Origin of the sequence: Kitasatospora sp. NPDC087861 (genome assembly GCF_044742585.1) — a bacterium.
Lineage (GTDB): Bacteria > Actinomycetota > Actinomycetes > Streptomycetales > Streptomycetaceae > Kitasatospora.
The window spans coordinates 573,186-586,858 of the sequence record NZ_JBIUUS010000001.1 but is presented as its reverse complement, the minus strand read 5'-3'; the positions used below and the strand labels follow the sequence as shown (position 1 = coordinate 586,858).

Annotated in this window: 10 protein-coding genes; 4 read left to right on the top strand and 6 right to left on the bottom strand. The window is 75.1% G+C overall.

Going from position 1 to position 13,673, the window contains the following annotated elements:
* Positions 1-130 precede the first annotated feature (130 nt).
* A complete protein-coding gene (locus ACIOJE_RS02685; RefSeq protein ID WP_400772786.1) occupies positions 131-1,564 on the top strand; it encodes a hypothetical protein in 1,434 nt (477 codons plus the stop codon).
* Between the two features lie 70 nt (positions 1,565-1,634).
* Here ACIOJE_RS02685 and sucD read toward each other — a convergent pair whose 3' ends face one another.
* From sucD to ACIOJE_RS02660, 5 genes are all read right to left on the bottom strand, one after another.
* Positions 1,635-2,519: a succinate--CoA ligase subunit alpha gene (sucD, locus tag ACIOJE_RS02680; RefSeq protein ID WP_400772784.1), complete on the bottom strand. Its 885-nt coding sequence runs from the start codon at positions 2,517-2,519 to the stop codon at positions 1,635-1,637.
* Between the two features lie 19 nt (positions 2,520-2,538).
* Positions 2,539-3,711 carry an ADP-forming succinate--CoA ligase subunit beta gene (gene sucC, locus ACIOJE_RS02675; protein WP_280675021.1) on the bottom strand — a complete coding sequence of 391 codons (1,173 nt, stop codon included), beginning with the start codon at positions 3,709-3,711 and terminating at the stop codon, positions 2,539-2,541.
* 304 nt (positions 3,712-4,015) lie between these two features.
* On the bottom strand, positions 4,016-5,179 hold the full coding sequence (locus ACIOJE_RS02670) for a VWA domain-containing protein (RefSeq protein ID WP_400772782.1): 1,164 nt from the start codon (positions 5,177-5,179) through the stop codon (positions 4,016-4,018).
* 101 nt (positions 5,180-5,280) lie between these two features.
* Positions 5,281-7,644, bottom strand: a complete 2,364-nt coding sequence (locus tag ACIOJE_RS02665) for a DUF5682 family protein (protein WP_400772780.1) — start codon at positions 7,642-7,644, stop codon at positions 5,281-5,283.
* 126 nt (positions 7,645-7,770) lie between these two features.
* On the bottom strand, positions 7,771-8,853 hold the full coding sequence (locus ACIOJE_RS02660; RefSeq protein ID WP_400772778.1) for an AAA family ATPase: 1,083 nt from the start codon (positions 8,851-8,853) through the stop codon (positions 7,771-7,773).
* A 201-nt stretch (positions 8,854-9,054) separates the two neighbouring features.
* On the opposite strand from ACIOJE_RS02660, the gene ACIOJE_RS02655 reads away from it, so the two are divergent.
* Positions 9,055-10,353: an SWIM zinc finger family protein gene (locus tag ACIOJE_RS02655; RefSeq protein WP_400772777.1), complete on the top strand. Its 1,299-nt coding sequence runs from the start codon at positions 9,055-9,057 to the stop codon at positions 10,351-10,353.
* A 36-nt stretch (positions 10,354-10,389) separates the two neighbouring features.
* Entirely contained in the window at positions 10,390-11,988 is a 1,599-nt protein-coding gene (locus ACIOJE_RS02650; RefSeq protein WP_400772775.1) for a DUF5691 domain-containing protein, read from the top strand.
* A gap of 107 nt (positions 11,989-12,095) precedes the next feature.
* On the opposite strand, the gene ACIOJE_RS02645 is transcribed toward ACIOJE_RS02650, so the two are convergent.
* Complete coding sequence (locus tag ACIOJE_RS02645) at positions 12,096-12,503, bottom strand: cobalamin B12-binding domain-containing protein (protein ID WP_280675033.1); 408 nt, start codon at positions 12,501-12,503, stop codon at positions 12,096-12,098.
* A 359-nt stretch (positions 12,504-12,862) separates the two neighbouring features.
* Between ACIOJE_RS02645 and ACIOJE_RS02640 the strand changes: the two genes are divergently transcribed.
* Entirely contained in the window at positions 12,863-13,669 is an 807-nt protein-coding gene (locus tag ACIOJE_RS02640; protein WP_280675035.1) for a M23 family metallopeptidase, read from the top strand.
* The last annotated feature ends 4 nt before the right edge of the window (positions 13,670-13,673 follow it).

Sequence of the window (13,673 nt, the reverse complement as noted above, 5' to 3'; positions counted from 1 at the left end):
GCCTCATGGTGCCAAGGCGACTCGCCATGCCCCGTGAAGCGGCAAACCGCCGCCGTGTCCCAGATTATTGGCTTATGCGCATTTTCAGACCCTATCCCCAAGCCGCCGGCGCACCGGCCCGGAGCGTCTGATGACCACGCCACCCACCGCCGACCACCCCGCCGGCGCCGGCTCCCCCACCCCCGAACGCCGCCCCCGCACATCCCAGGCCGCCCACGTCGATCAGTACGCGACGCACCTCCTGCGGAAACTGACGCCCCATGAGGCCAAGGCGCTCGCCCACCTCGCCGCCGGCCGCGACCTCCCCCAGACCGCCGCCGCCCTGGGCGTCACCCCGGCCACGGCCCGCGGCTACGTCCAGCGGGCCATGCGCAAGCTCGGCGCCGCCACCGAGGCCGAGGCCGTCGCCCTCACCACCCACCCGCCGACCCCCGGCACCGCACCTTCGACGGCCTACGCGGCGCCCGCCCCGGGCGGCGCCACCGCGCAGCGCGCCCGACCCGGCAGCGGCACCGGGCGACACGACCGGACCGTCCCGGCGGCCGGCAGCTTCGAGGAGCTGTACGAGCAGGCGCACGCCCGGCTGGTGCAGCAGGTGTTCCTGCTGACCGCCTGCCGGCACCGGGCGGTGCACTGCGTGCGGCTGGCGTTCGGGGCGGCGCGACGCGGGTGGGGGACGGTGTCCGGGACGGGGGATCCGGAGGGGTGGGTGCGGGCCCGGGCCTGCGAGCTGGCGCTGTCCCCGTGGCACCGGGGCGGGCCCCGGCGGGCGCACGCCTGGAAGCTGCCGCACCGGCGGATCAGGGTGCGGCCGGCGGACGAGTCGCAGGCGGTGCTGCCCGATCACGACCGGCTGACCGACCGGGACCGGGCGCTGCTGACGGCGTTGCGGCGGCTGTCCCGACCGCAGCGGCGGGCGCTGGTGCTGCACGACGGACTGGGGCTGCTGGCGGCGGCCGTCGCGGTGGAGGTGGAGTCGACGCTCACGGCGGCCGAGGGCCGGGTGTGGGCGGCCCGGACGGCGCTGGCGCAGTGGGTGCCCGATCTGGTGGGGCCGGATCCGGCGGCGCCGGGGTTCGCGGACGGGCTGAGCGCGCTGCTGCACCAGGCGGCGGTACGGGGCTGCCCGGAGCCGCACCGGCCACCGGTGCCGGCCCTGCAGGCCCGGCACCGCCTGTGGACCGCGAGCCGGACGGGGGCGGCGGCGCTGCTGACGGTGGCGGTGGGCGGGGCGGCGCTGGCGACGCTGGTGGGGATCCGGCCGGAGACGCTGTTCCAGCCGCCGGAGCCGCCGGAGCCGGCGGTGTGCCGGCCGGTGCCGAACCCGGACAACCCGGGTGTGCCCGTGCTGCGTGGCGGGCCGCCGATCGGTGTCCGCAGTCTGTGGTGCAGCCCGACGCCGGGGGTGGAGGCGGTGGTGGTGGAGCCGCAGCCGCGGGCCGCCGGGCGGTGGGAGCTGCCGGCGGCCACCCGGGGGCCGGCTGCCCCGCCGCCGCCACAGGGTCCGGAGGCCTGTCCGATGTGGTCGCCGCTGCCCTGCACTACCGGGTCGCCGCCGCGCTGACGACGGCCGGAAACGGGCGAGCGCCCCTGCCCACGAGGGGCAGGGGCGCTCGACGCGCAGCCGGACGAGGTCAGCCGGCGATGATCTCGCGCGCCAGGCGGGCGGTCTCGGACGGCGTCTTGCCGACCTTGACACCGGCGGCCTCGAGGGCCTCCTTCTTGGCCTGGGCGGTGCCCGAGGAACCGGAGACGATGGCGCCGGCGTGGCCCATGGTCTTGCCCTCGGGGGCGGTGAAGCCCGCGACGTAGCCGACGACCGGCTTGGTGACGTGCTCGGCGATGTAGGCCGCGGCACGCTCCTCGGCGTCGCCACCGATCTCACCGATCATGACGATGAGCTCGGTCTCCGGGTCCTCCTGGAACGCCTTGAGGGCGTCGATGTGGGTGGTGCCGATGACCGGGTCACCGCCGATGCCCACGGCCGAGGAGAAGCCGATGTCGCGCAGCTCATACATGAGCTGGTAGGTCAGGGTGCCGGACTTCGAGACCAGACCGATCTTGCCGGAGCTGGTGATGTCGGCCGGGATGATGCCGGCGTTCGACTGTCCGGGGCTGATCAGGCCGGGGCAGTTCGGGCCGATGATCCGGGTCTTGTTGCCCTTGGCGCCGGCGTGCGCCCAGAAGGCGGCGGTGTCGTGCACCGGGACGCCCTCGGTGATGACGACGGCCAGGCCGATCTCGGCGTCGATGGCCTCGACGACGGCGTCCTTGGTGAACTTCGGCGGCACGAAGATGACGGTGACGTCGGCACCGGTCTTCTCCATGGCCTCGGTGACGGTGCCGAAGACGGGCACCTCGGTGCCGTCGACGTCGACCGTGGTACCGGCCTTGCGCGGGTTGACACCGCCGACGATCTGGGTGCCGGAGGCGAGCATGCGGCGGGTGTGCTTCATGCCCTCGGAGCCGGTCATGCCCTGGACGATGACCTTGCTGTCCTTGGTAAGGAAGATAGCCATGGTGTGAAAGTCCCCTTCCTTACTTGTTGGCCAGCTCGGCGGCGCGGTCCGCGGCGCCGTCCATGGTGTCCACCTGCTGCACCAGCGGGTGGTTGGCGTCGGTCAGGATCTTGCGACCCAGCTCGGCGTTGTTGCCGTCCAGGCGGACGACGAGCGGCTTGGTGACGGCCTCGCCCTTGCTCTCCAGGAGCGCGAGGGCCTGCACGATGCCGTTGGCGACCGCGTCACAGGCGGTGATGCCGCCGAAGACGTTGACGAAGACCGACTTGACGTCGGCGTCGCCCAGGATGATCTCCAGGCCGTTGGCCATGACCTCGGCGGAGGCGCCACCACCGATGTCGAGGAAGTTGGCGGGCTTGACGCCGCCGTGCTTCTCACCGGCGTAGGCGACCACGTCGAGGGTGCTCATGACGAGGCCCGCGCCGTTGCCGATGATGCCGACCTGGCCGTCGAGCTTGACGTAGTTCAGGCCCTTGGCCTTGGCGGCGGCCTCCAGCGGGTTGGCCGCGGCCTTGTCCTCCAGGGCCTCGTGCTCGGGCTGGCGGAACTCGGCGTTCTCGTCCAGGGAGACCTTGCCGTCAAGCGCGATGATCTTGCCCTCGCCGGACTTGATCAGCGGGTTGACCTCGACGAGGAGCGCGTCCTCGGCGATGAAGACCTTCCACAGCTTCTGCAGGACCTCGGCGACCTGGTCGGCGACCTCGGCCGGGAACTTCGCCGCGGCGACGATCTCGGCGGCCTTCTCCGGGGTGCAGCCCTCGTTGGCGTCGACCGGGATCTTGGCGAGCGCGTCGGGGTTCTCCTCGGCGACGACCTCGATCTCCACGCCGCCCTCGACGCTGGCCATGGCCAGGAAGGTGCGGTTGGTGCGGTCCAGCAGGAACGAGACGTAGTACTCGTCCTTGATGTCCGCGGTCTGGGCCAGCATCACCTTGTGAACGGTGTGGCCCTTGATGTCCATACCGAGGATCGCCTCGGCCTTGGCGACGGCGTCGGCCGGGTCGGCGGCGAGCTTGACGCCACCGGCCTTGCCGCGGCCGCCGACCTTCACCTGAGCCTTGACGACGGCGCGTCCGCCGAAGCGCTCGGCGATGGCGCGAGCGGCTTCGGGGGTCTCGATGACATCACCGTCAAGCACGGGTACACCGTGCTTGGCGAAGAGGTCCCTCGCCTGGTACTCGAACAGGTCCACGTGTGTTCGTCCTTGTTCGTGGTCGCGGATTGTGTCTCTACGAGCGTGCCACGGCAGGATCTTCGCTGCGGGTCGTCGGGGCGGTGCGGGTACGCAGAGGTACGGCCTTGCGGCCCACACAGCCACGGGCGCACACGTCAATCAACACGCGCGTCACGTCCGTCTGGCAGGTTATCCCCGTACGACGGGACTGTTTCGCCCGGGGCCTGCCCGTCCGTGGTGAGAACCGTCACAGACACCCTGTGGGGGCGGGTGGCGGGCCCCCGTCCACCGGTCGGCGGGTTTCGCACGTCCGGGTGAATCCTCACGCTCCCTGGTCGGGCACCGGGATCGGGCGCTTCTCGATCGCCGCGGCCATGATCTCCGGAAAGGCGTCCGGGGTGCAGGCGAAGGCCGGCGCGCCGAGGGCGGCCAGCGCGGCGGCGTGGGCGTGGTCGTAGGCGGGCGCCCCCTCGTCCGACAGCGCGAGCAGGGCGATGAACTGGACGCCGGCCGCCTTCATCGCAGCGACGCGCTTGAGCATGCCGTCCCGGATGCCGCCCTCGTAGAGGTCGCTGACCAGCACCACGACGGTCTCGGACGGCCGGGTGATCTTCGACTGGCAGTAGGCGAGCGCGCGGTTGATGTCGGTGCCGCCGCCGAGCTGGGTGGCGAACAGGACGTCGACCGGGTCGGTGAGCTGTTCGGTGAGGTCGACCACCGAGGTGTCGAAGACGACCAGCCGGGTGTCCAGCGTCCGCATCGAGGCGAGCACCGCGCCGAACACCGCCGAGTGCACCACCGACGGCGCCATCGAGCCGGACTGGTCGATGCAGAGGATGACGTCCTTCTTCACCGCGCGCTGGGCACGGGCGTAGCCGACCAGCCGCTCGGGGACGACGGTGCCGTGCTCGGGCAGGTAGTTCTTCAGGTTGGCCCGGATGGTGCGGTCCCAGTCGATGTCGCGGTGGCGGGGCCGGTTGACCTTGGCGCTGCGGTCGAGGGCGCCGCCCAGGGTGGCCCTGGTGCGGTCGGCGAGCCGGCGTTCCAGATCGGCGACCACCTTGCCGACCACCGCCCGGGCGGTCTCCCGGGTGGTCTCGGGCAGCGCGTGCTTGAGCGACAGCAGGGTCCCGACCAGGTGCACGTCCGGTTCGACGGCCTCCAGCATCTCGGGCTCCAGCAGCAGGCGGTCCAGGCCGAGCCGGGTGATCGCGTCCTGCTGCATCAGCTGGACGACGGTGGACGGGAAGTACTCGCGGATGTCGCCCAGCCAGCGGGCCACCTGCGGGGCCGAGCCGCCCAGCCCGGCGCTGCGCCGGCCGCCGCGGGCCGCCCGGCCGCCTTCCTCGGGCGCGCCGCGGTAGAGCGCGGCGAGGGCGCCGTCCATCGCGGCGTCGCGGCCGCGCAGGGTGCAGCCGGTGCCGTCGGCCTCGCCGCCGAGCACCAGCCGCCAGCGGCGCAGCCGTTCGTCGGTCGTGGTCGCCATCAGGTCCTCCTTCACGGGTAGTCGGGTGGTGCGGTCGTCAGGTGTCGCGGTTGTCAGGCGGTGCGGCCGTGAGGTGGTGCGACCGTCGGACGGTGCGGCCGTCAGGTGTCGCGACCGGCGGCCTGCCGGGGGATCCGGGGCCGGACGCCGAGCAGCAGGGCCACCACCGGGACCGCGGCGTCGGCCCGGGCCCGGTCGAGGGCACCGCCCGAGGCCCGGGCCACCGGGGCCTCGCCGAGCGGGCCGGCCGCGACCCGGCTGCCGACGGTGCTGCGAACGCCCGCCTCCAGCCCGGCGAAGGTGCGGCGCAGCAGCGGCAGGACGTCGGTGAAGACCTCGCCGGGCACTCCGGTCAGCCACTCGTCGAGCAGGGCGAGCAGGCGCGGGTCGTGCAGCAGCAGGGCGCCGCCGCCGGTGAGGAAGCCCTCGATCCAACCGGCCGCGTCCACCGGGGTGTTGGCGACGGACAGGACCAGTCGCAGTCGACGGCCGGCCTCCTCGGAGTCGAGCCGGCCGTCGTCCAGCAGCAGCCGGACGGCGCGCCCGCGCAGCAGGCCGGGGGCGCCGGTGGCCGGGCCGCCGGTCGGCTCGCGGCGGGCCAGCGAGCGCAGGGCGGCGGCCCAGCGGTCGGCCAGGCCCTCGGCGGCGGCCGACTCGCCCGGGGCAGTCGGGTCGCCCGGCCCCGGTCGGGTCGCCGAGCCGAGCAGGCCGATCGCGCCGTGCACCTCGTCGAGCCGGCCGCGCATCGCCGCCGCCCCCTCCGCGTCCAACCCGACGCAGGCGGGCGGCAGTCCGACGCAGATCCGGTCGGCCAGGCCGGCCGCGACCTCGCCGAGCGCGCCGTGGTCGGTGCCGCGCACATCGCCGTAGCGCAGCGCCCGCACCAGCGCGGGCAGCGCCCCGGCCAGGTGCGCGACGTCGGTGTCCAGGGCGGCGCAGTCGGCGAGCACCCGCATCACGGCGGGCAGCGCGCCGGCCAGCCCGGCCAGCAGGCAGGTCTCCACCAGGCCGGTCAGCTCGGCGAGTTCGACGGCGGCGCGGGCGGTGCCGACGGCCTTGCCGGTCGCCGCGTCCTCGACCGTGGTGCCCCACTGGGCGGCCTCGGCGATCCGGACCGCGAACTCCGGCTGCCAGCACAGCCGCCAGCTCTCCCGGAACGTCCCGGTCGAGTTGACGGAGGAACGGGCCGGCACCCCCCAGTCGACGCCGAGCAGCTGCAACCGGTGCAGCAGCCGTGAGCGGGCCGCGTCGGTGTCCTTGCGCAGGTCGAGGTCGAGGTCCTTCGGCGCCGCCTCGGGCTTGAGCCGCAGTGCGCGCTGCAGCCGGACGAGGTCCCGCTGGAGCGGCACCGCCGGTGCCGCGTCCGGGACTTCGCCGAGCGCGTCGCCGACCACCAGGCGGTCCCGGACGAGCTCCAGGGCGACGTCCGATCCCTCGCAGAGCACCGCGCGGACGGCGTCCAGGGTCTCGGTCAGCCCGGCCAGCGGACGGCCGCGCAGCACCGCCAGCGTGCGGGCCAGCCGCACCGCCTCGATGACGTGGGCGGAGGAGACCGGGTGGTCCTCGGCACGCAGCAGTTCGGCGGCCCGGGTGAGCCAGCGCGGCACCGGGTCGCCCTCGGTGGTGAACAGGTGGTGGTACCAGCCCGGCGACTGCACGCCCGCGCCGTAGCCGGTGGCCTGGGAGAGCCGGCGGTGCGTCCACGGCACCCAGGTGATGTCCGTCCGCACCTTCCGCGGCAGTTCGGCGAGCAGCGCCCGGTCGTGCGCGACCGTCGGCATCGCGGCCAGCGCGGGCACGTGGAAGGCCCCGCACACCACGGCGATCCGGCCGTGCCCGGCCCGGCGGGCGGCGCGGATCTGCTGGCGCATGTACGCCTCGCGCAGCCGGTCCCGCCGGGACTCGCCGAGGCCCTCCGCGCGCAGCGCCGCCATCGCCTCCGCGACGGCGGCGAACGGTGCCAGCGCGTCCGCGCCGGGCGCGCGGTGCTCGACCACGTCCTCCCACCAGCGCTCCGGATCGTCGTGCCCGGCCGCCTCGGCGAGCAGCGCCAGCGGGTCGGCGACCGGCTCGACGACCGGCTCGGCGGGTTCAACCGCTTCGGCGGGCTCCTCGGAGTCGACGGAATCCTCGGCATCGGCGGGGCCGAAGCCGTACCCGGCGGGCAGGTCGATGAAGCGGACCGGCAGCTCGCGCTCGACGCCGTACCGGATCGCCACCCACTCCGGGGAGAACTCGGCGTACGGCCAGAACGCGGCCTTCGCCGGGTCGTCCACCGCGTGGGCCAGCAGCGCGACCGGCGGCACCAGGTCCTTCTCGGCGGCCAGCCGGACGATGCCGTCGGCCTCCGGCGGGCCCTCGATCAGCACCGCGTCCGGATGCCACGCCTCCAGCGCGGCGGCCACCGCCCGGGCCGAGCCCGGGCCGTGGTGACGGATGCCGAGCAGCGCGACGTCCGAGGTCATGCGCCCACCCCGCTACGCCCGGCAGCCGCTGCGCACGACGCGCACCCCGCAATGGCTCGCTCGCTACGCTCGTTCACGCGCCCACCCCGCTACGCCCGGCACCGATGGCTCGCTCGCTTCGCTCGTTCATCGCACCTCCTCGCGGGCGGCCCGGTAGAAGTCCTTCCAGCCGTCGCGCTCGCGCACCACCCCTTCGACGTACTCGCGCCACACCGCGTGGTCCGCCACCGGGTCGCGGACGACGGCGCCGAGGATGCCGGCCGTCACGTCCCCGGCACGCAGCACGCCGTCCCCGAAGTGGGTGGCCAGGGCCAGACCGTTGGTCACCACCGAGATCGCCTCCGCCGTGGAGAGGGTGCCGCCGGGGCTCTTGACCTTCGTCCGACCATCCGCCGTGATCCCGGCCCGCAGCTCGCGGAAGACGGTGACCACCCGCCGGATCTCCTCGGCCCCGCCCGGCAGTTCGGGCAGCTCCAGGGATCGGCCGAGCTGGCTCACCCGGCGGGTGACGATGTCGACCTCCTCCTCCAGCGAGCCCGGCAGCGGCAGCACCACGGTGTTGAACCGTCGGCGCAGCGCGCTGGACAGCTCGTTGACGCCGCGGTCGCGGTCGTTCGCGGTGGCGATCACGTTGAAGCCGCGCACCGCCTGCGTCTCGCTGCCCAGCTCCGGCACCGGCAGCGTCTTCTCGGACAGGATGGTGATCAGACTGTCCTGCACGTCGGCCGGTATCCGGGTCAGCTCCTCGATCCGGGCGAGTTTGCCGTCCGCCATCGCCCGCATCAGCGGCGAGGGCACCAGGGCGTCCCGGCTCGGGCCGTGGGTGAGCAGCTGGGCGTAGTTCCACCCGTACCGGACCGCCTCCTCCGGGGTGCCGGCGGTGCCCTGCACCAGCAGGGTGGAGTCACCGCTGATCGCCGCGGCCAGGTGCTCGGACACCCAGGTCTTCGCGGTGCCGGGCACGCCGAGCAGCAGCAGCGCGCGGTCCGTCGCCAGGGTCGTGACGGCGACCTCCACCACCCGGCGCGGGCCGATGTACTTGGGGGTGATCGGGGTGCCGTCGGCCAGTTCGCCGCCGAGCAGGTACGTCGCCACGGCCCACGGCGAGAGCTTCCAGCGCGCCGGGCGCGGACGGTCGTCCTGCGCGGCCAGCGCGGCCAGTTCACCGGCGAAGGCGTCCTCGGCATGCTGCCGCAGAACGTCGGTCATGGGGGCTCCTTCGGGTCGGCCGCCGGGCGCACGGGTGCCCCGGCGGCAGGGTGATCGGGGGGAGCCAGGTCGGCGTCCCGGCCTGTGGGAACCACCCTGCACCTCGGCACTGACAGTCCGCGCCGGCCCCTTGCCCCGTCCCCGGGACGGCGCCGGACGGGTGGTCAGCCGATGTCAGTGCCGCCGCCTACGGTCGGTCGCATGGAGGAACGCTGGAGCACCGAACACGTCCTGTCCCTGGCACCTGACGCCGCGTCGCAGAAGGCGGCCGGCAAGCTCTCCTCGCCCGCGCCCTGGTCCGGGGCGGGCACCGACGGCACCGCGCTCTGGGGCGAGTGCAAGGGCAGCGGCAGCACGCCGTACCGCACCGTGATCGAACTCGCCACGCCCGCCTACCAGTGCAGCTGCCCCAGTCGGAAGTTCCCGTGCAAGCACGCGCTCGGGCTCCTCCTGCTGTGGAGCGGCGCCCCGGAGGCCGTCCCGGCCGCCGAACCCGCCGAGTGGGCGGCCGACTGGCTCAAGGCCCGCGAGGAGCGTGCCGAGAAGCGCGTCGCGGCCCCGGCCGACCCGGCCGCCGCCCGCCGTCGGGCCGAGCGGCGCGGCGCCCGGGTGGCGGCGGGCGCGGCCGAGCTCCGGCTGCGCCTGGCCGACCGGGTCCGGCACGGCCTGGCCGACCAGTCCACCGCCGGGCCCTGGGAGGAGGTCGCCGCCCGGATGGTCGACGCCCAGGCCCCCGGCCTGGCCACCCGGGTCCGCGCACTCGACGCCACCCCGCAGGACCGGCTCCTGGAGGAGTACGCGATGCTCCACCTGCTCGCCACCGCCGCCACCCGGGTCGACGAACTGCCGCCCGAGCTGGCCGCCACCGTCCGCACCCGGGTCGGCTACCCCACCGACACCGCCGAGATCCTGGCCGGCCCCACCGTCCGCGACCGCTGGCTGGCGCTCGGCAGCCGGGACACGTCCGACGACCGGCTCACCACCCGCCGGGTCTGGCTGCGCGGCGCCAAGACCGGCCGCCCCGCCCTGCTGCTCGCCTTCGGCCGCCCCGGCCAGGCCCCCGACCTCGCCCTGCCCACCGGCCACCTGCTGGAGGCCGAGCTGGCCTTCCACCCCGGCGCCCGGCCGCTGCGCGCCGCCCTCGGCACCCGCTACGGCGCCCCCGAGCCCGGCCCGGCCGGCCCGCCCGCCGGCCTCACCGTCGCCGAGGCGGTGGCCGGCTACGGCACCGCCGTCGCCGACGACCCGTGGCTGGAAAGCTGGCCGACCGTCCTCGCCGGCGCCGTACCGGTCCGCACCCCGGACGGCTGGTACCTGACGGACGGCCACCACACCCTGCCCGTGCACACCTCGGCCCTTCCGGAGGCGGCGCTGTGGCGGCTGGCCGCCGTCTCCACCGGCCGCCCGCTGACGGTCTTCGGCGAGTACGGCCACCAGGGCTTCGCCCCGATCACGGCCTGGGCCGGCCACGACCGCCCGATCGGCCTCACCACCGCCTAAGACCGACCGGTCCAACGCACGTCAGGAGCACAGAGATTGACGATCACCCAGGACCCGTGGGAGACCCTGCACACCACCGCCCTGCTCGGCACCGACCGCCGCCCGCTCCCGGTCACCGCCCTCCCCCTCGCCGACACCGTCGACCCGGCCGATCCGGCCACCGCCCTGCTGGAGCTGGCCGCCCTCGCGACCGTCCGCCGTCGGGCCGGCGCCCTGCCCGTGCCCGCCGCCGGACCGCCCGGCCCGCCCGCGCCCGAGGACCCCCGCCCGGAGCTGCCCGCGGCGGCCGCCCGCCGCCTCGCCGTCCTGCTGGACGGCCGGACCGGCAGCGGCGGCGCCACCCTGGCCAACCTCGCCGAACTGCTCCCGCAGTGGCTCGCCACCGTCCGCGCCCGGGGCCTGCGCCCGCCCGGCGCGCTGATACCCGGCCTGCTCGACGCCGCCCGTGCCCGCAGCGAGCTGCGCTCCGACGCCGTCGCGCTGGGCGGCCCGCTGGGCCGCTGGCTGGCCGAGCAGAACCCCGACTGGCGGTTCGTGCTGCGCACCGCCGCCCCCGACCCGGCCGAGCGGCCCGGGCAGCCCGTCGACCACCACCTGTGGCACGAGGGCCTGTTCGCCGAACGGGTCACCCACCTCACCCTGCTGCGCCGCCACGATCCGGCCGCCGGCCTGGAACTGCTGAGCGGCACCTGGTCCACCGAGCGGGCCGAGGACCGCCTGCTCTTCCTGGACGCCCTGCAGGACGGCCTCTCCCCCGCCGACGAGCCGTTCCTGGAGGCCGCCCTCGGCGACCGCAGCAAGAACGTCCGCGCCACCGCCGCCGAGCTGCTGTCCACCCTGCCCGGCTCGGCCCTCGCCCGGCGGATGGCCGAGCGGGCGAGCACCGCCGTCCGTCTCTCCGACGCCGGGACGCACCTGCTGGTCACCCCGCCCGCCGAGTGCGACGCGACCATGCAGCGCGACGGCATACCGCTCAAGTCCCCCACCGGCCGCGGCGAACGGGCCTGGTGGTTCGGCGAGGTGGTCGCCGCCGCGCCGCTGCGGCTCTGGCCGGAGAGCACCGGGCTGACCCCGGAGCAACTGCTCGCCCTGCGGGTCGGCGACAGCATCGACGAGACCAGCAGCAGCTGGGCCGACGACCTGCGGGAGGCCTGGGCGCGCGCCGCCGTCCGCCAGCACGACGCCGACTGGGCCCGGGCCCTGCTCGGCCCGGCGCCCACACCACCCGCCCGCGGCGCCGGACGGGCCCGCGCTCCCCGCGTCACCGGCGCCCCGGCCAAGCTGCTGGCCGTCCTCCCGCCCGGGGAACGGGCCGCCTGGACGGCCGCGTTCATCGAGGTGCACGGCCTCGGCGAGGCCTTCCAACTGCTCGGCGCCTGCGGCACGCCGTGGACGCCGCCGCTGTCCACCGCCGTGGTGACGGCCCTGGCCCGCGCCGCCGGCTCCGGCGCGTACCCGTGGAGCCACAGCGGGGTGCTCGGGATGACGGAGCGCGCGCTCGCCCCGGAGACCGCGGCCGCCGTGGAGGAGCTGGCCGCCGAGGCCGCCCCGGACTCCGCCTGGTCGGAGACCTTCGCCCGGCTGGCCGGAACGCTGCGCTTCCGGGCCGCGATGCTGGCCGAACTCGACGCCTGACGACCGGCACCCACGAAGCGACGGGCCGGTCCCCGAAGGGGCGGGCCGGTCCCCGGAACGACGAAGCGGGCCGGTCCCCGAGGACCGGCCCGCCCGTACCGTCAACCTCAGCCGGCCGCCCGCAGGTTGGCCTCGACCCAGGCGACGACCTCCCGGGTCGGCGTGCCCGGGGTGAAGATGTCCGCGACGCCCATCGCCTTCAGCTCGGCGATGTCCTCGTCCGGGATGATCCCGCCGCAGAAGACCTTGATGTCCGCCGCGTCGCGCTCCTTCAGCAGCTCCAACACCCGCGCGCACAGCGTCATGTGGGCGCCGGAGAGGATCGACAGCCCGATGCCGTCCGCGTCCTCCTGGATCGCGGTGTCGACGACCTGCTCGGGCGTCTGGTGCAGCCCGGTGTAGATGACCTCCATACCGGCGTCGCGCAGGGCGCGCGCGATGACCTTGGCGCCCCGGTCGTGACCGTCGAGCCCCGGCTTGGCGACCACCACACGGATCGGCCCCGACACACTCATCACTGCCTCCTGCTGGACCTCGTCGTCCACCATCCGACCGGACCCTGCGGACCATGGGCGCGGTTAACGGTCAATAACCAACCTGAGGGGAGGTTAGCGCCACCCGGCCCGGTTGGCCGTGCCACCTCCCAAGAGGAGGGCAAAGTCACAGCCACCGGCCTTGCTACCAGTGGGTATACCCGTCCGCCCGCCCTCCGCACAGACCCCCGGCCGAGCTCTTGACAATCGGAGGTTTTTCCGGGGCATCGGCCTTGCGGCTACAGTCTCGGCTGTTTTCCCCCGCTTTCCCCCGTCGCTTTCCCCTGCCGGTCCCCCTGCCCGACGACGCGCCCCGAGGCCCACCGAGGAGGCAGCCCCCGATGGCTCCCGACGCAGCCGCCCGCCCGACCCGTGCGGAGCTGCGCCTCGCCGCCCGCGAACAGTCCCGCGCCGAGCGCCGCGGCGCCGCCAAGGCGGCCACCCGGACGGCCCTGCTGCGGGTCGCGCTGCCGTCGGTGGCCGCGCTCGGGGTCGCCGCCGCGGCGGCCGTCACCGTGCAGGGCGAGACCGACCAGCGCGCCCAGGCGGCCGGCCGGACCGCGCCGCACACGGCGGCCGAGGCCCCGGACAACCCGGCCGACGGCGGCGCCGAGGCCGCCAAGGCGGCCGCGCAGCAGGCGGTTGCGGCCGGCGGCCCGACCCAGGCCTCCCGCGGCGACGCCCGCCAGCCGCTGGCCGGCGCCCAGCCCACCGACGATCCGACCGCACAGCCGACCGCCGAGCCCGCCAAGCCCAAGGTGGTCATGCCGGTCGCCCAGCACGGCCTCGGCGAACTGTTCGGCGAGGCCGGCACCCACTGGGCCAACCGCCACACCGGCATCGACTTCCCGGTGGACGGCGGCTCCCAGGTCATGGCCGTCACCGACGGCACGATCCGCACCCTGTGGAACCCGTCGTACGGCTACATGTCGATACTGAAGATGCCCGACGGCACCGAGGCCTGGTACTGCCACCTGAGGGCGTACAAGGTCCGCAAGGGACCGGTGAAGCAGGGCGACGTCATCGCCTTCGTCGGCAGCAGCGGCAACAGCACGGGCCCGCACCTGCACTTCGAGATCCGCCCGGCCGGCAGCGGGCCGGTCGACCCGCTGCCGTGGTTCCTCTCGAACGGGCTCGACCCGCGCTAGAAAC